Raw genomic sequence first — 21,200 nt, 5'->3', positions numbered from 1 at the left:
AACGAACAACCTAAACCAATCGTTCCTTCGAGCATTCTCGCTTCGACATTCGCTCTTAGTTTGCAACCGCGTTTTGACTTAGTAGCGGAAGATGCAATCGACCGTGAGGCGATTCTGCAACACGTCGCGACGATTGGTCAGCGGGGTTTCCCACGCAAACCCAAGCTCCATGCCGGAGTGCGGTTTGTATTTGACGCCCAATGCTCCGGTGACGATGTCGTTGCCGGCGACGCCGACCGTGCCAAAGTTGAAGAGATCTCCCCCTTCAATTGGCGCCGCGTTGAACGCTTTGCCCGAGCTCATGTAGTGATACCAGTTAGTTTCGCCCAACAGATAGAAGTTGGTGCCGGCGATCCGATGATCGACGTGATTGGACCAGAACCAAAGCGAGCTTTCGGCCGCTTTGTCGGCCGGCAGTAAAAAGCCGGTGGCCGAAACCCAATGATTGTTACGACCAAACTGCGTTCCACCGGTCAAAAACAGATCAAACAATCCGTCCCCATTCCCTTGCAATGATCGCGTGCTGCCAACCGGCATTTCATACGTAAAGCCGGCGCTCAACAACCGCTGTTGCGATGGATCTTTGTAGAGATTGTATTTCAAACCGGCAGAAACGTCGGCCCAACCATCCTCGATCAGCGGGTTGCTGGAGGTGATGAAACCATCTTTGGTTGCGATGATCGACAAGTTCTCGGTCAACGCGGCTCGCAATTGCAGCGCGATCACATTGACATTGCCGCCCAGCGCCCCGTTGGGAACCTGGTGATGCAGATAGATAAAACGGGCTTCGGTCAGCGTCCGCGGATCTTCAAAGAAAACCGGATTCGTCATCGGACTGATGAAGTCCGTAAAGCACTGATCGCCTGGCACGAGAAGTCGACCAAGCCAGCCCCCATGATCGCAGCACGAGCCGCAGCCAGAAACGCAGTCAGTTTCGCAGCCGCAGTCGAACGAATTGTCGTAGTCGGGACCACCGACCAAACTATCGCCGTAGCTATCTAGTGCGACGGCCGAATCGCATTCGCAGCCAACTAACTGGGTATCTTGGTCGTCTTCGGCCAGCGGAACATATTGATACGAGACTCGCGAGATGTCCGCGACTGGAGGAGCATTCTCGGCCAACAAATATTCTGCGGCACGGAGCTCGCCGGGCATCATCCAGGCCGCTCCCAATAGACCGGCGGCGCATATCAATTGTCTCATGGAGCGGTTCCCTAAAGGCAAACGTTAAAATGAAGAGCGGTTCGCACTAAAAGCGGGGCAGCGCAATTCGAGTTACTGATCTCAGAAAGGGTCCGAAATGGACTCTTTTTCCTCATCGACATCACATCAACGTTCACTGAGGTTTCTACGTCCGTCGCGTTACTGCTTGCCGCATCGTGACGTCCAGAATGACCCCACCGTGAACAAGACCGGTTCTTCAGCACCTTTGTTACAGCTTGTCAAAGCAAGGGCGATGCAGCGTTTTGGCCGCCCGGTAGTACCAAAAAAAGCCTGCGAATACTGCTGTTTTTTGGGTCAACCTGGGGACGCATCGCCCCTCTGATGCTTACACGTTACAATTCAGTCCATGTCATTTGAGCCGATTTTGACGACCATCCAGACGAGGCCTCCGCTATGTCGAAAGTCAAAGTCCTCGCGTTCGCCGGCAGCACGCGACGCGATTCGTTTAACAAACAAATCATTTCCATCGCCGCAGCCGGCGCCGAAGCGGCAGGCGGCGATGTGACGTTGATTGATCTGGCCGATTATCCCTTGCCGATCTTTGATCAAGATCTGGAATCCGAAGGCCGTCCCGAAAACGTGTCAAAGCTGAAGCAACTCTTTTTGCAAAACGATGCGCTGTTACTGGCTTGCCCAGAATACAACAGCTCGATCACGCCGCTACTGAAGAACACCATCGATTGGGTCTCGCGTCCCGATCCCGGCGAACCCCGCTTGGCCGCCTATCGCGGCAAGGTCGCGGCACTGATGAGCGCCTCACCGGGCGCGCTCGGCGGACTTCGAGGGCTGGTCCATGTTCGCTCAATCCTTAGCAACATCGGCGTTGTCGTCCTGCCCGACCAAGTTGCGGTCCCCAACGCGGCGGACGCTTTCAGTGCGGATGGATCGCTCAAAGACCTTGAGCGACACGCGGCGATTCATGCACTCGGTGAAACGCTGGTCCATTTAGCGGGTCGTCTTAAAAGTTAGCCTGCGTCGAAATTCAAAGCGGCTCTCGACAATTCCCTCTCTCTCTCCCACCGGTTAAATCGATCGCTATGCCTGACTACCAACAGCAATTCGATGAACTCTGTCACGAAATCGGCGAAGCGGCCAAGCTCGACAGCATTCAGCAGTTGTTAGAGTGGGACGAGCGCACCATCATGCCGCCCAAAGCAGGCGCCTATCGAGCCGAGCAAGTCTCGCTGCTCGCAGGCTTGATCCACGAGCGCCGCACTTCTGCTCGGGTGGGCGAGCTGTTGAATTCGCTCGCTGACAGCCCGCTAGCCGCCGATCCGCACAGTGATCAAGGGGCGACGATTCGCGTTCTAACGCGCGACTATCGGCGCGATTCCAAACTGCCGCAAGACCTAGTGGTTGAATTGAGCAAAGCGAAGGTGCTCGCCCAACAGAACTGGGTGCAAGCTCGCGCTGCGAACAACTTTCCGCTCTTTCGTCCCCATCTCGACAACATTCTTCGCTTGATGCGCGAAACGGCCGATGCGATCGGCTATGCCGAGTCGCGTTATGATGCACTGCTCGACTATTTTGAACCTGAAGCAAAAACGACCGAAGTCGCCGCCGCCCTGGCAGCATTAAAAACCGATCTAGCGCCACTGGTCGCCGAGATCGCCGCGGCCGGCCGTCATCCGAATATGGACATCCTGCGGCGCGAATATCCGATCGCGATGCAAGAAGAGTTCGGCAAGCGAGTCGCCAAAGATATCGGCTTCGACTTTGAAGCAGGCCGACTCGACGTGACCCATCATCCTTTTTGCTGCGGCATGGGTCCACAGGATTGCCGCATCACCACGCGATACGACAAGAATTTTTTTCCCTCTGCATTCTATAGCACGCTGCATGAAGCGGGTCATGGACTCTATGACCAAGGACTTCGATCCGATCAATATGGGCTGCCGCCGGGCTCGTACGTTTCGCTCGGCGTGCATGAGTCGCAATCGCGTCTGTGGGAAAACATGGTTGGCCGCAGCTATCCATTTTGGCGACACTACTATCCTGAACTGAAAAAGGCGTTTCCGGCGCTCAATGAAACGCCGATGAGCGATTTCCACTACGCCGTCAACGACGTGCAGCCTTCGCTGATCCGCGTCGAAGCGGACGAAGCGACTTACAATTTGCACATCATCATTCGCTTTGAACTAGAGCAAGCGCTCCTCTCCGGCGATCTGCCGGTCGCAGACTTGCCTGGGGCGTGGAACGAGAAGTACCAACAACTGTTAGGGGTCGTGCCGGATGATGATTCCGATGGTTGCTTGCAGGACGTCCACTGGAGCGCCGGCCTGATCGGCTACTTCCCTACCTATTCGCTCGGCAACATGTACGCCGCCCAGCTGTTTGACCAAGCGACGATTGAGCTGGGCGACTTGGCCGAAATGTTCGGCCGCGGCGAGTTCCTCCCGCTGCTCGATTGGCTCCGCGACAAAGTCCATCACCCCGGTAGTTGCTACACCGCGCCCGAGCTAATGTACAACATCTGCGGCGAATCGATCGACCATTGCCCGTTGTTGAAATACCTGCGAACCAAGTACGCCCCGCTGTATGGGATTGGGCACTAACAGAAAGCCGGAAAGCGGAACCAGGATTGGGAGGGGAGATCGCTTGACCCGGAAATCGCCGAGAAATGCGCTTCTCAACCGGCGGCGAGCAATTACTCTGGAAGGAAACTCCCCCTTCTCTTCCCCGAGTCACCGCGGTGTTTGAGCCCAACTTAGAATGGCGGCGCTGGGTCCAGGCGGCGGCTTTTGCGACTACCTGGATGATATTGATTGCGCCGCGTGACCCGATGACTCAGGCACGCACCGTGGTCCCGTCCATTTCGCTTGAGTCCGCTGCTACTTCGCAGTCAACATTTGTGCGACCATTTCTCGCGTCACCGGCGAGATCACTCCTCGCTCGGTAATGATGCCTGCAATCAACTCGGCCGGCGTCACGTCAAACGCCGGGTTGTAAACGTTGATTCCGGTCGGTGCGGTCTGACGTCCAAAGCCGTGCGTGATTTCTTCCGATGCGCGTTCTTCAATCGGAATCTCGGCGCCGGTGTCGATCGCCAGATCAAAGGTGCTGATCGGCGCCGCGATATAGAACGGAATGCCGTGCGCTTTGGCTAGGACTGCTAATGAGTAGGTGCCGATTTTGTTGGCCGAGTCGCCGTTGGCCGCGATCCGATCCGCGCCGGTGATAATCGCTTCGACCCGGCCTTCACGCATCACCTGGGCCGCCATCGAATCGCAGATCAACGTCGCACGGATTTTGCGTTGCGACAGTTCCCACGCCGTTAGCCGGGCGCCTTGCAGCAGCGGACGGGTCTCATCCACAAACACATGTAGATCTTTACCATCATCCTGCAACGTAAAGAAGACGGCCAGCGCCGTCCCATAGTCGGCAGTCGCCAAACCGCCGGCGTTGCAATGCGTCAAAAAGTTGGAAGCACCGGCCAGCGCTGCTGCGCCATGTCGGCCGATCGCACGACAGGTTTCGCGATCTTCGGCATGGATGGCTTTCGCTTCGGCCAACAGGGCCACACGAATGTCGACGATCGATGCGCCCGAGTCGCGCAATTCGTGCGCGACTCGTTTCATGCGATCGAGGGCCCAAAACAAATTGACCGCCGTCGGTCGACTGCCGGCTAGATAGTCGGTCACTTCGTCCAAGCGTTTCCAGAACGCGTCGGCGTCCTCATCTCCCACCGTTTGCAGACCGATCACCACGCCATAAGCGGCCGCAATGCCGATCGCCGGCGCGCCGCGTACCCGTAGTAACTTGATCGCTTCCCAGACGGTTTCGACGTCGCGGCAAGTGATCAGCGTCAGCTCGACAGGCAACAACGTTTGATCGATCAAATCAAGCGTTCCGTCGGCTTGGCCGTTGAAGCGTATGGGTTCGACAACGGCCGTTTGTTCGGTCTGCATCTGACTTCTCGTGGGTTACTTCGCGAGCGACTCTTGCAACTTCGCGTCTTTGGCGGCGATCTTCTCGCCCAAACCTGTTTTGAAAGCGGCGAACTTCGCCGCCAGGTCGGCGTCCGAGAGGGACAAAATCTGTACGGCGAACAAACCGGCGTTCCGTGGACCGCCCATCCCGACCGCCATGCTGGCGACCGGCACATCGCCCGGCATCTGCACCGTCGAGAGCAGCGAGTCGAGCCCCCCCAGTTCGGCAGTCGGCACCGGCAAACCGATCACCGGCAACGTGGTGTGCGCAGCGACCACGCCGGCCAAGTGTGCCGCTCCGCCGGCCGCAGCGATCACAATTTTCAAACCGCGGTCCACCGCCGTCATCGCGTATTCGCCGACAACATGCGGAGTTCGATGCGCGCTCATCACGCGAACTTCGTAACCGACTCCAAATTCGTCCAGCGCTGCGGCTGCTCCTTTGATTTTGGGCCAATCGCTATCGCTTCCCATGAGGATGCCGACTTTTATAGATTTCTCGCTCATCGTTTGCTCTCTAGGCGCGTCAGTTGAAGTTACGATCAAACTTTGGACTGTAAGTCATGCCGAACGTTTTCGCAACCGGCTCGTGGGTTACTTCACCGCGGCAGATGTTGACTGCGGTAGCCAGAGGAGGCGATAGCGAGGCCGCTTTTTCAGCGCCCAAATTGGCGATCTCCAGCGCCCACCGCAATGTCACATTGCACAGTGCAAAGGTGCTGGTTCGCCCGACTGCCCCCGGCATGTTGGCCACACAGTAATGAACGACATCATTAATAATAAAGGTGGGATCGCTGTGGGTCGTCGGACGCGTCGTTTCGACGCAGCCTCCCTGATCGACCGCCACGTCGATAATCACGCTCCCCGGCTTCATGATTTTTAGATCTTCGCGCGTGACTAGGTTCGGCGCTTTGGCGCCGGGAATCAACACCGCGCCGATCACCAGATCGGCCAGCCGCAGTTGCTCGCGAATCACATGGCGATCGCTGTAGAGGACATTCACGTTAGCCGGCATGACGTCATCCAAATAGCGAAGCCGATCCATATTGATGTCGAGAATATTCACATCGGCCTGGAAACCTGCCGCGATCTTGGCCGCATTGGCGCCGACGATGCCGCCTCCCATGATGGTAATATGAGCCGGTTTCACTCCGGGGACACCTCCCAGCAATATCCCGCGTCCCATTTGGGGACGTTCTAGATATTTGGCTCCTTCCTGCACGCTCATCCGGCCTGCGACTTCGCTCATCGGGGTCAGCAGCGGCAGTCGACCGGCGCTGTCTCGGAGGGTCTCGTAGGCAATGCAGATCGCACCGCTCTGGAGCATCGCTTCGGTCAGCTCTAAACTGGCGGCGAAATGGAAGTAAGTGAAGATCGTCTGACCAGCACGAATCAGCGGAAACTCTTCCGGCTGCGGCTCTTTAACCTTCATGATCATGTCGGCTTCGCCAAAGATTGTCGCGGCGTCGTCGACCATCACGGCGCCGTTGGCGACATAGTCTTCGTCCGGAATTCCTGATCCGTCGCCAGCGCCGGCTTGCACCAGCACGCGATGCCCTGCCCGGGTCAGTTCTTCGACGCCGACCGGCAAAATAGCGACACGATACTCATCTCGTTTGACTTCGCGGGGAATTCCTACAATCACCGACTCTCTCCTCTGGCTTATTTTGGTTTTTCAAAGAACCGGGGCTGGCGTTCATTTTGGCGACCTGCGTCGCTTCTCGATAGCAGGCCCCATCCTAAGAAGCGGGACGAGTTGCCGCGGTTTCTTGTTATTGTTGCGGCGGGAAATTAACCCGTATTCTTTTCTTCTTTACTATTACAACAACGTACGAACTCGAAATCGGCGTGATTCAATAAAAAATTTTCGTCCAAATCGCTTATTGTTGCAGGTCCCATTCCCCCACGGGACGGCAGATCTCGCCTGTTGCGCAGAATCATCGCGTCAACAATCCCCAAGATCCACCCAATCTACGGGCACCAACTTGGTAAACCTGACACTTTGCTGCGCAATTGCGAGATTTATGGATGTCGCTCGGTCGCTCTGATCACACGTTGGATTTTTCTTGACAATTCGATCGTCGCTGTTGGCTTCTATTTGAAGAGATGGCGAATTTCTTTGTATCTCGGCTATCGTCAATTGCCGGTTTCTAGCTCACTTCGCCAGACTGCTCTCTCACGCAACGTCGTGTCTTGTTGGGACATTGTTCCAAGCGACCAGAGTCAGTTTTTCGTGCGAAGGTGAGAGCTCCTATGTCCATTACAAAAAATGAATCGCGCGGGCGGCGCGGATTTACGTTGGTAGAACTGCTTGTCGTAATTGCGATCATCGGCGTTTTGATCGCTTTGCTGTTACCGGCTGTACAACAGGCTCGCGAAGCGGCTCGTCGCATGCAATGCAGCAACAATCTGAAGCAAATCGGCTTGGCGATGCATAATCACCATGACACCTACGGCAAGTTGCCGGGGGCAGGGTCAGACGGGCCAAATAACACTTGCTGCAGCGGCACGATTCGCGAGACGTGGAGCTGGCTTTTTCACATCACTCCGTTTATCGAACAACAAAACATCTACGACCTGAGCAATGACACAACGGTCGGAACCTCAGTGATCGCGCCCTACTTCTGTCCGACGCGCCGCGCTCCGCAACTGTACAACAACCTCATGCACGCCGACTACGCCGGCAACGGCGGAGACACGTCAGCCAACTTAGGCAAAGATGGCGCTGTGGTTCGTCAATATGCCGCGACGCCGGCGCTACCGCTGGCGGCCGGAGTAAAGCCGAACAACTTCCGCGGTTTGCGCGACTTCCGCGACGGCACGTCGAACACGCTGTTAGTTGCCGAAAAGCAATTGCATGACACCACCTGGGGAACGGCAGGCGGCGACAACGAACGTTGGAACAACGCCGGCTGGGACCAAGACATCGTTCGCTTCGGCAGCGAATTGCCGCAACCTGATTCACTTCACCCTGACAGCACCCAAGGGTCGTTTTGGTCCAATCGCTTCGGCAGTTCGCACACCTCTGGAGTTCAGGGTGTTCGCGCCGATGGCTCGATCGTGATGATTCCTTACACGATCGATGCGACGACCTTCTTGAACTTTTGCCTGATCCGTGACGGCCAAGTGATCACCTCCGACGCGTTCAACTAACGCCCAGCTAACTTTCCATTTAGGCTTATCGATGTCGAAACAATTTGCAGTACAGATGCTGCTGTCGATCGCGCTGACTGGCGCGATCGGCTGTGGAGAGCATGTCAACAAGGCTCCCACCCAATCGGAAGAAGCAGCGATTCAGGCCCACGACCAGGCGGTCCAAGACTCAGAAATGGCCCATATGCTCGAAGAGCAACAGGCCGCGAAAGCAGCGAAGCAGAAAAAGTAGGATCGCCCGGGGCAGGGCGAATTTTGCAAACGGCCAGAGTTGGGTTAAAACCTGTTCTGGTCGTTTGTTCCGTTTTCCACCGAGTTCGCTATGTCCGCCTCGCTTTGCCTGCTGTTTGCCCTGGTTGCTGCCCCCGCTGATCAGGCGACCACCCAATTGCTAACACAGTTCCGCAGTGAATTTGTCACTATCTCACCCGGCACTCCTCCGTTTCCGCAGACCATGGCAATGGGACCGCCGCAGGTGACCCGTCTCGCCGCGCGAGAGTTTGCAATCAGCAAGTACGAGACGACCCAGGAACTTTACGAAGCGGTCATCGGCGCGAATCCGTCGCGTTGGAAAGGCCCGCGTAACTCGGTCGAGTTGACCTCGCTACTCGATGCGGAGACCTTCTGCGAGAAAGTGACCACACAGCTACGCGAAGCAAAGCTGATCGACGCCGATCAAATTGTTCGGCTTCCAAGCGATCTTGAGTGGGAATATTGCTGTCGAGCCGGGACGTCGACCAAATACCATTTTGGAGACGACGAAGCGGAGCTAGATGACTACGCCTGGCACAGCGGCAACGCGGCGGGCAACGACCCGCCGGTTGGCGTCAAAAAGCCCAACGCTTGGGGGCTGTACGATATGCATGGCTATCTCGCCGAATGGACGCAAGCCAACAAGACGCATGACATCAAGCCGCTCACTGCCTATGTCCGAGGAGGAAGCTGGAAATCGCCGGCGGCGGAATGCCAGTCTAGTTCCGCCCAAAAAATTTCAATCACCAGCGCCGATGACGCGGTTGGCTTTCGCTGCGTCCTCGCCAAGATTGACGCCAAGCGACAAGACTAGAACGAACCTAAAGCCAATCACGCCCAGCTTTGAGAAACAGCATGATCTCTCCTCACCCCCTAACTCGGCGTACCTTTCTGCACAGTGCGGCGATTGTTGTCGGAACCAGCTACGCTGCGTTTCCATCCTGGGCCGCAGCACCGTTTGCTAAAATCCCATTTCAGAAAACGACTTGCGCAGGCCACTATCCCGGCCACTTGCAAGGAATCTGCGTCGATGACCAAGGCCATATCTACTGGCCCTTCACCGATCAACTGGTCAAGACGGACGCCCAGGGACGGATCGTGAAGAAGATCCCGGTCGCCAGTCACCACGGCGATCTCTGTTTCGCCGCAGGCAAACTCTATGTCGCGGTGAACCTGGGCAAATTCAATCAGCCTGCTGGAGCGGCCGATTCGTGGGTTTACGTTTATGACGCCGAGAAACTCCAGCAGGTGGATCGCGTCGCAGTTCCTGAAGTGGTCCATGGCGCTGGCGGAATGTGCACACGAGACGGCCACTTCTACGTTATCGGAGGACTGCCGCCGGGGATCGAAGAGAATTATGTCTACGAGTACGACGCCGATCTAAGCTTCGTGCAGCGACATGTGATTGAAAGCAAGTATTCGTTAATGGGAATTCAAACGGCCAATTTTCATGACGGCCATTGGTGGTTCGGCTGCTATGGCAAACCGGCCGAGTTGATCAAGACCGACGCCAACTTCAAAATGCTCGGCCGTTGGAACTACGATTGCTCGCTCGGTATCGTCGGCATCGAGCCCGGCAAATTTCTGATCGGTCGCAACAAACGCGATAAAGAAGGACACGAAGGCTACGTTATACCAGCGGCTGCCGATGAGAAGCTGGGGCTGCGCGATGTGGTCTAATTTGCTCGCAGCGTCCTAAAACTCAGCCGCCGGCTTGACCGTCGTGAAGTGGTCCAAAATTTGGCCCAGCTTAAGGATCATTCCGATCGCGATCGCCAGCAGACCGGCTGCCGGCATGCTGCCGGTCAGAAAGAGGATGATCCCACCGATAATCGCAAGATTGGACATGTAGCTTGCTCTGGAGAGCAGCCCCAGAAAGAGCGTCAACAATTGCAGCCCGACGTAGGCGGCGGTCATCAACAAGCTCCAGCGAATAGCCAAGCCGAGCGCCCCATGCTCGGAATCGCTCATCAAAGCGAAGCGGCTCGCTGCGATCTCATCCCAGTGGTCCACGGTTTCGCCGCGTAGTTGCAGGGCGAACTCACGCGTTCCCATGATCAGTGAGCGAGCTTCGGCGGCTGCAATTGCCGCTGCAGATGCCGGAGCAACCTGATAGGCGGAGGTCGCTTCGCTCCACGAGGCGGCTCGCAGTTGGTGGGCAATTGGCACGGCAAAGCCTAAAGTGGTCAGCCCTACGACAACGACCAAGTGTTTGACTAATAACATCGCCTCGGTTTCCTATCCGGAAAGTTGGAGGCTTCTTGCCAACGCTGGTGCAGTGAAAATCGTTTCCACGCGGGGTTGTTCGCGATCCAACTCAAGGCAATTGCCGCGCCAGAGGTCGCACATTAGAGAGATTGCCGGCTATTTAACGAAGCGGACAGATCGGCCAAAGAAGTTGTTGTCAGATCGGTAACAGCGGTTCTCAGAATGAGATATCGCTAGAGGGGTTAGTACCGCGGAACGGACATGATCCATCGAATCGTCGCCAGCACGATGGAAATTCCTACAAATCCCATCAGCATGTCCCACAGCGAAAACCCCTTACGCGGCGGGACATCATGCTGGATCAATTCGCGTTGCCACTGCAAATCGAGATAAACCAGACGCAGCACAGCCGCAAAGAATAGCAAGGCGATGAGGATGGCAGCCATCGTCTCCGGCAGCCCCAAACTTAGTAAGAACAGAATTAGGCCAAACAAAGTCGGCAGCACCCACATTCGCTCGGTGGTGATTGTCGTGCGAGTGCGACAGAAAACGCTGCCATAAAGGACGACTGCAAGGCCGATAAAGGGAGCGGTGAAGAGCCCGATCAGCACCAACGATGGATCCAGCTCATGGTATTGCCGCGCGATCGAGCCGATCAGCAGACCAGCCAACACTAAAGTCGCGATCTGAAAGAGGATGGCCCAACCGACTAACTCACGTGGGGGCCGAATATCAGGCGGTTCTTCTACCATCTCCAGGCCCAAGTCCAAGACGCCACGCCGCCGACAATCGCCAGCGAAAACAGGGAGAACCCTAGGTCCAGTGGCCGCAACTGCGTCTGCGGGGGATCTTCTCTTGCTCTAACACGCTGTACCAGCACGAGTTAAGATGCCCCACTCGCAGCACAATTCCCAGCAGAAGCAGCAAGACCGCCGTTGCTACGTCTGAATAGAAGGTCGCGACCAGCATCCCAAAGAAGGCCCCGATGCCGACAATGCCTAGAGCTGCAGACATTACCAACGCGGCCAGACGACTGCGACAAAAAACACTCCCATAGAAAACCATTGCCGGAGCCAAGACCGGCAATGACAAGAACAGGGTCGCAAACGCAATCTCGCCCCAGGACTCGGCGTTTTCGGGTTCAGCCCGAAATTCGTGGATCACGACCCCCAGGATCAGGCCAATTAGCCCCATCGCGGTCATGATTGCCAAGCAGGCCCAGAAGGCTAATTCGGGGGGCGGCTGACGATCGTTTCGATCCCGGCTGGCGTGGTCAAAAGAGGTCATAAATTCCACAGAATCAAGGCCTGTCCGCCGTACGAAAAAGTCGCGTCGCAAATCATTGTATCATAGTAAGTTGCGACAGAGCAAAACCGGCGTTCCCTGCTAGTTGACGGTCAGAAATTCTGATAAAATCGGCCGTAGAAATTCCATCTTGGCGGCCTAATTCGGTCGCCGTACTTCGCGCCGCCTGCCAAAGCGCTTCTCGCTTTGGCGCCGCCTAGAAGTTTCCACGGAAAGGATCGTCGCTTGTCTACTGACGGAACCACGCCAGAGAACCCGGAAGAAGGAAGACCAGCTGACCTCACCACCTTCATCGAGATGTCGATCGAAGATGAGTTGAAGGAAAGCTATCTAACCTACGCGATGAGCGTCATCGTCAGCCGTGCGCTGCCCGATGTGCGCGACGGGCTAAAGCCTTCGCAGCGCCGTATCTTGGTCGCTATGAACGACTTAAACCTAACGCCAGGCGCCGGGCGAGTGAAATGCGCCAAGATCTCTGGCGATACCAGCGGTAACTACCATCCGCACGGCGAAAGCGTGATTTATCCCACGCTCGTTCGGATGGCCCAAGAGTGGAACACGCGCTACCTGCTGGTCGACAAGCAAGGAAACTTCGGCTCGATCGCCGGTCTCCCTCCGGCTGCGATGCGGTATACCGAAGCTCGGATGTCGCCGTACGCTCAGATGCTGCTTGAGGATCTGCGGCTCGATACGGTCGACTACATCCCGACCTATGACGAGCGAAACACCGAGCCGACCGTCTTGCCGAGCAAGTATCCGAACTTGCTGGTCAACGGCTCGCAAGGGATCGCGGTCGGTATGGCGACGTCAATTCCGCCCCACAACTTGGGCGAAGTTTGCCGCGCCGTGGTCCGCGTGATCGAAGAACCAACCGTTCCGATTGAAGAGCTGCTGCAGATCATTCCCGGTCCCGACTTTCCGACCGGCGGCATCATTTGCGGCCGGTCTGGGGTTCGTCGCGGCTATCTGACCGGACGCAGCACCATCCTGGTCCGTTCGCACACGACGATCGACAACGTCAAAGGTCGTAATCGGATCATTATTCATGACATTCCGTATCAGCAGACGCGTGACCGTGTTGAAGAGCGGATCGCCGCCGCCGCCAACGAAGGTCGCATCGTCGGCATCAGCGGAGTCCGGAACGAAAGCGATCTGAAAGAGCCAGTCCGTTTGGTGCTGGAGCTCAAACGCGACGCCGATCCCGACATCGTGCTGAATCAGCTCTTCCAGTTTACGCCGATTCAAGACACGTTCTCGATCATCATGCTGGCGCTGGTCGACGGCAAGCCGCGCACGCTGACGATTCGTGACCTGATCGATGAGTTCATTCGACATCGCGTGATCGTGATCCGCCGCCGGACGCAGTTCCTCCTCTCGCGAGCCCGGCAGCGCAAGCATACCGTCGAAGGTTTGCTACTGGCGCTGGCTGATATCGACGAGATCATCCGCATTATTCGCTCCTCAGGCACGCAAGCCGAAGCGAAAACGCGTTTGATGGGGATCGAATCACCGGCGTCGATGCTGGCTCGCGCCCTGGGTGAAGAAGGCTTCGAGCTATTCCAACAAGAACGGGGAGTCGCCGACGTCTACACGCTGACCGGCGTTCAAGCCGATGCGATCTTGCGGATGACGCTGGGTCAGTTGGTCAATCTTGAGCAAGAACGTCTCTCTGGCGAGCATGCGCAGCTATTGGCCGAGATTCGCGAATATCTCCGCATTTTGTCGGACGAGAACAATATTCGCGAAATCATTCGCGATCAAATGCTTGAGATCGAAGCAAAGTATGGCGACAAGCGGCGGACCGAAATCTCGCACGAAGAGCTGGGTTACATCGACCTTGAAGACCTGATCGAAGAAGAGACAATGGTCGTCTCGATCAGTCACAGCGGCTATATCAAGCGAACGCCGGCGACAACTTACAAAGCCCAGCGCCGCGGCGGCAAGGGAATCAAAGGCGCCAAGAGCGAAGATTCTGACCCGATTCAGCATCTGTTTGTCGCTAGTACGCACGCCTATCTCCTCTTCTTCACCACCAAGGGGAAAGTCTACTGGCAAAAGGTGTACGATCTGCCGCAACTATCACGTGAAAGTCGCGGCCGCGCGATCGTCAACTTGCTGCAGTTGGAAGAAGGGGAACGGATCGCCGATTGCCGTGCGGTGCGTGACTTCAACGTCGAAGATCACTACCTGGTAATGGCCACTCGCAAAGGCCTCGTCAAAAAGACCAAGCTCGAAGCGTACAGCCGCCCCATGAAAAAGGGGATCATCGCGATCAAACTGCGCGAAGACGACGAGCTGGTCGATGTGGTCGTCACCCAGCCCGGCGACGAGCTCGTCCTTTCGACCTCGAAGGGAATGGCGATTCGCTTCTGCGAGAGTGACGCTCGACCGATGGGACGCAACTCTAGCGGCGTGAAAGGGATCAAACTGGACGCCGATGACGAGCTGGTCGGTATGGTCGTTGCCGACCCCGACGCTCAGTTGCTAACCGTCTGCGAACATGGTCACGGCAAACGAACCTACTTTGGTCCCAACCAGGCGCCATCCGAAAGCCAGCCGGTCAGCGAAGACAGCGCCGAGGATGACAGCCCTGATAGCGAAGCGATGGTCGAAGAGGATGTCGCCGCTGACGAAGACGAATTGTCGTCAGGCGCCAAGTACCGCACGCAACGTCGCGGCGGCAAAGGTCTGCGTGACATCAAAACGACAGCCCGCAACGGCCGCGTGGTCTCGATCGTTCGCGTGGACGACGACGACGAAGTGTTGATGATGACCGCGCGCGGCAAGATCCAGCGCGTCTCGGCCGCCGAAATCAGCATCGTCGGCCGCAACACGCAAGGGGTTCGCATCATGTCGCTCGACAAGGATGACTCCCTGGCCGCAGTTGTCCGGGTGCCGAAGGATGACAGCGTTGACGAAGAATTGGAAACCGAAGGATCACCGAAATCTCCGCCGAACATTGGTGCACCCGTAGCCGAATCTACCGTGCCAGAACCGGCGGATGTTGACAGCGATACCGACGAGGACGACGACACGCCGGAGCCAGGTGACGAATAAATGACGCGAGCCAAACGCGCACTGATCACCGGCGTGACCGGCCAGGACGGCGCTTATCTTGCTGAGCTGCTGCTCGACAAGGGATACGAAGTCCACGGCATGGTCCGGCGCAGCAGCGGTGAACGATTCGAAAGACTCGAGCCGCTGTTGGATCGGATTCACCTGCACGAAGGGGATCTGATTGATCAGTTGTCGTTGGTTCGCTTGCTGGAAACTACCGAGCCGACCGAGGTCTACAACCTGGCGGCGCAAAGCTTCGTACCCACCAGTTTTTCGCAACCGCTGCTGACCGGCGAAGTGACTGCGCTGGGAGCAACTCGAATGCTAGAAGCGATTCGCATCGCCAATCCGCAGATTCGGTTTTATCAAGCATCGAGCAGCGAGATGTTCGGCAAAGTGCCGACCGAACCCCAGAACGAAGCGACTCCTTTCTGGCCGCGTAGCCCTTATGGCGTCGCCAAAGTCTACGCCCACTGGATCACGGTCAACTACCGCGAGAGCTACAATCTGTTTGCCGTCAGCGGGATCTTATTCAATCATGAGTCGCCGCTGCGTGGAACCGCGTTTGTGACGCGCAAGATCACCGACTCCGTAGCGCGAATCAAGCATGGTCTGCTGACAAAACTGCGACTGGGCAATCTCGACGCCGAGCGCGATTGGGGCTTTGCTGGCGACTATGTCGAAGCGATGTACCTGATGTTGCAGCAAGATTCGCCGCGCGATTATGTGATCGCGACCGGCAAAAAACATACGGTTCGCCAATTTGTCGAATTGGCGTTTGACCGCGCTGGCCTAGATTGGGAAGATTACGTAGAGCTGGACCCTAACTTCCTGCGTCCCGCTGAAGTCAGCACATTATGTGGCGATGCTTCCAAAGCTAGAGACGAGCTGGGCTGGACGCCGAAGGTTAACTTCCAACAACTTGTAAACATGATGGTCGACGCCGATTTACATCGGATCGAACGCATGAAGGATGGATTATTGCCGTGAGAGTGCTCATCACAGGTGCGGCCGGATTTGGTGGTAAACATCTGGTCGAACATTCGCTCGCCTCCGGCGACGAGGTGATGGGAATCGTGCGGGGATCAACCTCTTCTCTGATGGGCAGCGCGACCCTCACCCACTGGGACATCAGCACGTCGATCAGCGGCGAAGCCGAAGAGATCGTGCAACAATTTCGGCCGGAGGTGGTCTATCATCTCGCCGCGATCAGTCGCCCTGATTTATGCGGCCCTGATTTCCCCAATGACGAAGCGGTTCAGACCAATGTCGAAGGAACGCGTCGCATTTTTGACCTGGCTGCTTCGCTCGAAACCAAGCCCAAAGTCATCTTTGTCAGCAGCTCGCACGTCTACGGAATCGTCGATCAAAAATACCCGGTGGTAAGTGAGGCTTCGATCCCCCTGCCCAGTCGCGGTTATGGCCGCTCTAAACTTGCCGCCGAGCAAGTCGCACTCACGCAGACCGACGTCCCGGTTGTCATTGCGCGCGCGTTCAACCATACCGGACCAGGTCAGACACCCAACTATATCGTACCTGAATGGTGCAAACGTCTCGCTTCCGCTTTCAAAAAGATCGAAGTCGAGTCGCTTCAAGTCAGCTTTGACCTAAGCGACGTTCGCGACATCGTCCGCGGCTATCGCCTGCTGGCCGAAAAAGGGATCGATCGCAAGATCTACAACATCGGCAGCGGTCAATCGACGCAGAGCGGCGATCTGATGGAGCTGCTTTGTCAATTGTCCGGCACGCGTCCCGAGATCCACGAGCGCGATCCCAAAACGCGCTCTGAACCGATCGCCGACAACTCCGAGATTCGCCGACTCGGCTATCTCCCCCAGTATTCGCTTCAGCAATCGGTCGCTGACGTCTGGGAAGAATGGGCGTAATAGCGCTAGCAGGCCTGGATTTGACCTTCAAACGCCGGTCGAATGACGAATGCCTAAATCCTAATGTCGAATGAAGCACCGAAATGGTTAGGTCTTTCGGTCTTTATTAGAGATTCGAAATTAATTGCGGCAGTATTCCCGCTCTTCTTCCGTGGCCTTGCCGCGTTCCATTCTGCACTGCCATCGGTCCGCTCAACCGAGGTTACCCAGCCAATCACCCTGCGGTATCATGGCGGTTTCTCTCGCTTCTTTCCCCCCTTTCGATTGTACGATTCGGCACGTTATGAAAATCGCCATGGTAGGGACCGGCTACGTCGGTCTGGTCACTGGAACCTGTTTTGCAGATAGCGGCAATCAGGTCACCTGTGTCGATATCAACGCCGCAAAGATCGCCGATCTGAACGCCGGCAAAATCCCGATCTATGAGCCAGGGCTAGAAGAATTGGTCGTCCGCAACACCGAAGCGGGCAGGCTGAAATTTACAACGGATCTGGCCGCGGCCGTCCAAGACGCTCAGCTGGTTTATCTGGGCGTCGGGACTCCGCAGGGCGATGACGGCGCCGCTGATCTCTCGGCCCTGTGGGCAGTGATCGATGGCCTGGCGCCGCATCTGAAATCTGACGCCGCGGTGGTGATCAAAAGCACCGTGCCGGTCGGAACCAATGCCGAGACGTTTGCGCGGCTACGCGAGAAAACCGGCCGCGATTGTCATGTCGCCAGCAATCCGGAATTCCTTAAGGAAGGCGCCGCGATCGATGACTTTATGAAACCCGATCGCGTCGTGGTCGGAGTGCGTGATCCTCAGGTCGGCGAACAACTGCGTTTGCTGTACGCTCCATTTCTGCGGACTGAAAAACCGTTTTTGGTGATGTCGCCTGAGAGCGCCGAGCTGACCAAGTATGTCGCCAACGCGATGCTTGCAACCAAGATCAGCTTTATCAACACAATGGCCAACCTGACCGAGAAGCTCGGGGGCGACATCAACGACGTCCGCCGCGGCATTGGTCACGACAGCCGGATCGGCTTCTCGTTTCTCTTCCCCGGTGTTGGCTACGGAGGGAGTTGCTTTCCGAAAGATGTGCGCGCCCTGGAAGCGATGTTCGAGCGTGCTGGTATTGATCCGGTGATGCTAAAAGCGGTCGATGTGATCAACGAAGCGCAAAAGCAGTCGCTGCTCGGCAAGATGGTTGAATTTTATGACGGTCAGTTGGCTGACAAAACCTTCGCCATCTGGGGCTTAGCGTTCAAGCCGCGGACCGACGATATTCGTGAAGCCCCTGCATTGGTGCTGATCGACAAGCTGTTAGCCGCCGGCGCCAAGCTACGCGTTCACGACCCCGAAGCGACCGACAATGTCCGCGAGATCTACGGTGACAAGCTGACCTACTGCGATCAGCCGCTCACGACGCTCGATGGGGCCGACGCGCTGGCGATCAATACCGAGTGGGCCGAGTTCCGTCAGCCTGACATGCAAGAAGTAAAGCGCCGACTCAATGCCGCCGTCATCTTCGATGGGCGCAATCTGTACGATCGCGAAGTGATGCGACAACTTGGCTTCACATATTACTCGATCGGTCGTCAGACTGTTCGCGCCTAGCTTGCTGCAACTGACGTCGGAAGCACCAGGTCAAAAGTAATGGCGCGGCGGCGCTAAAGCCGGCGGCGATTAAGATCCATTCATGCTGCGCCGCAACTTCTCCTAGCGCAGCGTACGCCAGCGCGATCCCTAAATTGGCGAGCAACATCGGCGGCAAAAACCGGCGCCATGACAACCGGCTGGCTCCCAACAACAACACCATCGCTTCCGCCAAAATCGGCAACGCGCGCGTCAACGCGATTCCCCATGGTCCGATCCGTTCGGCGACGGTTTGCATCGCCAACAGGTCAGATTCTTGCGTGTAACGGCTGACAAGCGCGTCCCCATATCGCCGCGCTACGGCAAACGCGATCACCGCGCCAGCCGTCATTCCGGCCCAACAAATGAGGGTAGCCAAGCCTGTTCCCAACTGCGATCCGGCAACCGTGCTGATCACGCTGGATGGTACCGGCAAAAAGATATCGGCCGCCAACAACCCGAAAACGATCAGCGCCGTTAGCGGTGCGCTGGGCGGATGCTCGCTCCAGTCGGCGATCACCGCTGAGATCTCAGCTTCCCAAAACAACAGGGGAATAATCGGCGCCAGTAGCACCACGCCGATCAAAAACAACCATTTGAGAAATGTACGCACGTCGTCGATCGCCTGCATGAGTCGATGAAGAAGCAATCTATTCTAACTTCATCGACTGAGAAGACGACCGTCGAGTTTTCTTACGCCGCTCCGGCCATTTTCGGCTGTTCGGCTTTTGCCAGCGGAATCCCCAAAACTTCGCGCGATAGATTGGTGTAGTCTTCGGCCCCATTTGACGAGCCGTCGTATTCGAAGATCGATTGACCAAAGCTCGGCGCTTCGGCCAGGCGAATATTGCGGCGAATGCGGGTTTTGAAAACCTTCGCATCAGCCCAAGCCGTATTCGCTCCGGCGCCGTTGCCAAAAAATTGATCCACATCCCCGGCCACTTCACCCGCCAACCGCGTGCTTGACTCAAACAAACAGAGGATTACGCCGGTTAAGCGGAGATTATTGTTGATCCGGCGAGCGACAATGTCGACGGTCCGCAGCAGCTTACTGAGCCCGTGCAGCGCCAAAAAGTGGGGCTGCAACGGCAAAAAGACTTCGGTTACCGCCGCCAGCGCATTAAGCGTCAACACGCCTAGGCTCGGCGGGCAGTCGATGATCAGGTAATCGAATGTTTGATTATCAGCGGCCAATTTGTCGTACAGGATCACCTCACGACCTACTTCGCCGGCTAGTTCCATTTCGGCGGCGGCCAGATCCAAATGAGCCGGGACAACCCACAGGTTTTCGGCGACTTGCTTGCGAACGTCCGCCAGCGAAGCGTCCCCCACTAGCACTTCATAGATCGAATCGTGCCCATTGGCGACGCCGATTCCCAGATGAAGCGATGCATGGGCCTGAGGATCGAGATCGATCACGCAGACGCGCATTCCGGCGCGAGCCAAACCAGCGGCAAGATTGACAGCGGTCGTCGTTTTACCGACTCCACCCTTTTGATTGAGTATCGCGATTGATCGCATGGTCGAAACCTCCTTGTTCTGGCCGGTGCGCAACTTAGGCGGCGAAGTATAGCTGGCAAACGGGATCGATCGCCAGATGAATTCTGCGCCGAATTTTGTCGGGTTTGTGCAGACTCTTTTGCTTACCCCGTCGAGCGCTTATTATCAAAGTTCGCATTTTGGTCCAAATTCGGACGAATCTGAGATCCGCCGCTTGCCTACCGTGCGAGCAGTTGTTCGCCTTACACGCTTGGAGTATTCGCCGTGCGCGTCATTATCGAATCGACCCCCGAAGCTGCTAGCCAACGCGCCGCCCAGATGGTCGCTCGCCTAGTCCGGCAGAAACCGGTCTGCACCCTGGGGCTAGCAACCGGCGGAACCCCATTAAGGATGTACGGCGACTTGATCCGAATGCACCAAGAGGAGGGTCTCGACTTCTCGCGGGTCAAAACCTTTAACCTGGACGAGTACGTCGGCTTGCCCCCTTCGCATGAGCAAAGCTATCGCTACTTCATGCAGAAGAATCTGTTCGACCATATCAATATCGACGTTCGCAACACGCATGTGCCGGATGGCCGGGCGCTCGATTTCGAGAAATATGGGGAGCGCTATGAGCAAATGATCGCCGACGCCGGCGGGATCGAACTGCAAGTGCTGGGGATCGGCACCGACGGGCACATCGCATTCAACGAGCCTGGCTCGTCGCTGGGAAGTCGTACGCGACTAAAGACGCTGGCTCCGGAGACGGTTCGCGACAACGCGCGCTTCTTTGGCAGCGAGATTGCGGTCCCTAAACTGGCGATCACGATGGGTGTCGGCACGATTCTCGAATCGCGCCGCTGTCTGCTGCTCGCCTTTGGCGACAGCAAAGCCGAGGCGATCGCCGCGACGGTCGAAGGTCCGGTCACCGCCCAAGTCACCGCCAGCGCGTTGCAACTGCATCGCGAAGTCGTGATCGTGCTAGACGAAGCGGCCGCCGCCAAGCTGGCTCGCCGTGAATATTACGAAGAAGTCGAAAACGCGCATCGCATGTTAGAAACAGGCAAGCTCCCTTGGATCGACGAAGCGTAG

General features: G+C 56.8%; 20 protein-coding genes. 11 read left to right on the top strand and 9 right to left on the bottom strand.

Going from position 1 to position 21,200, the window contains the following annotated elements:
• Positions 1 to 78: 78 nt before the first annotated feature.
• On the bottom strand, positions 79 to 1,203 hold the full coding sequence (locus tag SH421x_RS00315) for a hypothetical protein (protein WP_488853298.1): 1,125 nt from the start codon (positions 1,201 to 1,203) through the stop codon (positions 79 to 81).
• A gap of 414 nt (positions 1,204 to 1,617) precedes the next feature.
• On the opposite strand from SH421x_RS00315, the gene SH421x_RS00310 reads away from it, so the two are divergent.
• Both SH421x_RS00310 and SH421x_RS00305 read left to right on the top strand, forming a co-directional pair.
• A complete protein-coding gene (locus tag SH421x_RS00310) occupies positions 1,618 to 2,193 on the top strand; it encodes an NADPH-dependent FMN reductase (protein ID WP_488853297.1) in 576 nt (191 codons plus the stop codon).
• 68 nt (positions 2,194 to 2,261) lie between these two features.
• On the top strand, positions 2,262 to 3,779 hold the full coding sequence (locus tag SH421x_RS00305; RefSeq protein ID WP_488853296.1) for a carboxypeptidase M32: 1,518 nt from the start codon (positions 2,262 to 2,264) through the stop codon (positions 3,777 to 3,779).
• A 276-nt stretch (positions 3,780 to 4,055) separates the two neighbouring features.
• On the opposite strand, the gene mtnA is transcribed toward SH421x_RS00305, so the two are convergent.
• Genes mtnA through ald form a run of 3 tightly spaced genes read right to left on the bottom strand, consistent with a single transcriptional unit; the run spans position 4,056 to position 6,798 of the window.
• The gene (gene mtnA, locus SH421x_RS00300; protein ID WP_488853295.1) at positions 4,056 to 5,132 is read right to left on the bottom strand and encodes an S-methyl-5-thioribose-1-phosphate isomerase; all 1,077 of its coding nucleotides are present in this window, start codon (positions 5,130 to 5,132) and stop codon (positions 4,056 to 4,058) included.
• Between the two features lie 15 nt (positions 5,133 to 5,147).
• Positions 5,148 to 5,660: a 5-(carboxyamino)imidazole ribonucleotide mutase gene (purE, locus tag SH421x_RS00295; protein ID WP_488853294.1), complete on the bottom strand. Its 513-nt coding sequence runs from the start codon at positions 5,658 to 5,660 to the stop codon at positions 5,148 to 5,150.
• Between the two features lie 19 nt (positions 5,661 to 5,679).
• Positions 5,680 to 6,798, bottom strand: coding sequence for an alanine dehydrogenase (ald, locus tag SH421x_RS00290; protein ID WP_488853293.1), 1,119 nt, complete (start codon positions 6,796 to 6,798; stop codon positions 5,680 to 5,682).
• A 608-nt stretch (positions 6,799 to 7,406) separates the two neighbouring features.
• Here ald and SH421x_RS00285 point away from each other — a divergent pair.
• The 4 genes from SH421x_RS00285 to SH421x_RS00270 all read left to right on the top strand — a co-directional run bounded on the left by SH421x_RS00285 (position 7,407) and on the right by SH421x_RS00270 (position 10,238).
• Entirely contained in the window at positions 7,407 to 8,306 is a 900-nt protein-coding gene (locus tag SH421x_RS00285; RefSeq protein ID WP_488853292.1) for a DUF1559 family PulG-like putative transporter, read from the top strand.
• Between the two features lie 31 nt (positions 8,307 to 8,337).
• Entirely contained in the window at positions 8,338 to 8,538 is a 201-nt protein-coding gene (locus SH421x_RS00280; RefSeq protein ID WP_488853291.1) for a hypothetical protein, read from the top strand.
• 90 nt (positions 8,539 to 8,628) lie between these two features.
• On the top strand, positions 8,629 to 9,372 hold the full coding sequence (locus SH421x_RS00275; protein ID WP_488853290.1) for a formylglycine-generating enzyme family protein: 744 nt from the start codon (positions 8,629 to 8,631) through the stop codon (positions 9,370 to 9,372).
• Between the two features lie 41 nt (positions 9,373 to 9,413).
• Positions 9,414 to 10,238, top strand: coding sequence for a hypothetical protein (locus SH421x_RS00270; protein ID WP_488853289.1), 825 nt, complete (start codon positions 9,414 to 9,416; stop codon positions 10,236 to 10,238).
• 15 nt (positions 10,239 to 10,253) lie between these two features.
• On the opposite strand, the gene SH421x_RS00265 is transcribed toward SH421x_RS00270, so the two are convergent.
• From SH421x_RS00265 to SH421x_RS00255, 3 genes are all read right to left on the bottom strand, one after another.
• Positions 10,254 to 10,784: a hypothetical protein gene (locus SH421x_RS00265; protein ID WP_488853288.1), complete on the bottom strand. Its 531-nt coding sequence runs from the start codon at positions 10,782 to 10,784 to the stop codon at positions 10,254 to 10,256.
• 224 nt (positions 10,785 to 11,008) lie between these two features.
• Positions 11,009 to 11,536 carry a hypothetical protein gene (locus tag SH421x_RS00260; protein ID WP_488853287.1) on the bottom strand — a complete coding sequence of 176 codons (528 nt, stop codon included), beginning with the start codon at positions 11,534 to 11,536 and terminating at the stop codon, positions 11,009 to 11,011.
• 43 nt (positions 11,537 to 11,579) lie between these two features.
• Positions 11,580 to 12,053 (bottom strand): hypothetical protein, encoded by a 474-nt coding sequence (locus SH421x_RS00255; RefSeq protein ID WP_488853286.1) that lies wholly within the window; start codon positions 12,051 to 12,053, stop codon positions 11,580 to 11,582.
• Positions 12,054 to 12,368: 315 nt separating this feature from the next.
• Between SH421x_RS00255 and gyrA the strand changes: the two genes are divergently transcribed.
• From gyrA to SH421x_RS00235, 4 genes are all read left to right on the top strand, one after another.
• On the top strand, positions 12,369 to 15,128 hold the full coding sequence (gene gyrA / locus SH421x_RS00250; protein WP_488856501.1) for a DNA gyrase subunit A: 2,760 nt from the start codon (positions 12,369 to 12,371) through the stop codon (positions 15,126 to 15,128).
• Positions 15,129 to 16,118, top strand: a complete 990-nt coding sequence (gene gmd / locus SH421x_RS00245; RefSeq protein ID WP_488853285.1) for a GDP-mannose 4,6-dehydratase — start codon at positions 15,129 to 15,131, stop codon at positions 16,116 to 16,118.
• On the top strand, positions 16,115 to 17,014 hold the full coding sequence (locus tag SH421x_RS00240; protein WP_488853284.1) for an NAD-dependent epimerase/dehydratase family protein: 900 nt from the start codon (positions 16,115 to 16,117) through the stop codon (positions 17,012 to 17,014). The genes gmd and SH421x_RS00240 overlap by 4 nt, the downstream gene beginning before the upstream one ends.
• Before the next feature lie 283 nt (positions 17,015 to 17,297).
• Positions 17,298 to 18,611: a UDP-glucose dehydrogenase family protein gene (locus tag SH421x_RS00235; protein WP_488853283.1), complete on the top strand. Its 1,314-nt coding sequence runs from the start codon at positions 17,298 to 17,300 to the stop codon at positions 18,609 to 18,611.
• On the opposite strand, the gene SH421x_RS00230 is transcribed toward SH421x_RS00235, so the two are convergent.
• Positions 18,571 to 19,242 carry a TVP38/TMEM64 family protein gene (locus SH421x_RS00230; RefSeq protein WP_488853282.1) on the bottom strand — a complete coding sequence of 224 codons (672 nt, stop codon included), beginning with the start codon at positions 19,240 to 19,242 and terminating at the stop codon, positions 18,571 to 18,573. The genes SH421x_RS00235 and SH421x_RS00230 overlap by 41 nt on opposite strands.
• 80 nt (positions 19,243 to 19,322) lie before the next feature.
• On the bottom strand, positions 19,323 to 20,150 hold the full coding sequence (locus tag SH421x_RS00225; RefSeq protein ID WP_488853281.1) for a ParA family protein: 828 nt from the start codon (positions 20,148 to 20,150) through the stop codon (positions 19,323 to 19,325).
• A 243-nt stretch (positions 20,151 to 20,393) separates the two neighbouring features.
• On the opposite strand from SH421x_RS00225, the gene nagB reads away from it, so the two are divergent.
• Complete coding sequence (gene nagB, locus SH421x_RS00220; RefSeq protein ID WP_488853280.1) at positions 20,394 to 21,200, top strand: glucosamine-6-phosphate deaminase; 807 nt, start codon at positions 20,394 to 20,396, stop codon at positions 21,198 to 21,200.

The organism is Blastopirellula sp. SH421, from assembly GCF_057808535.1.
This window is presented reverse-complemented; position numbering and strand designations above follow the sequence as displayed.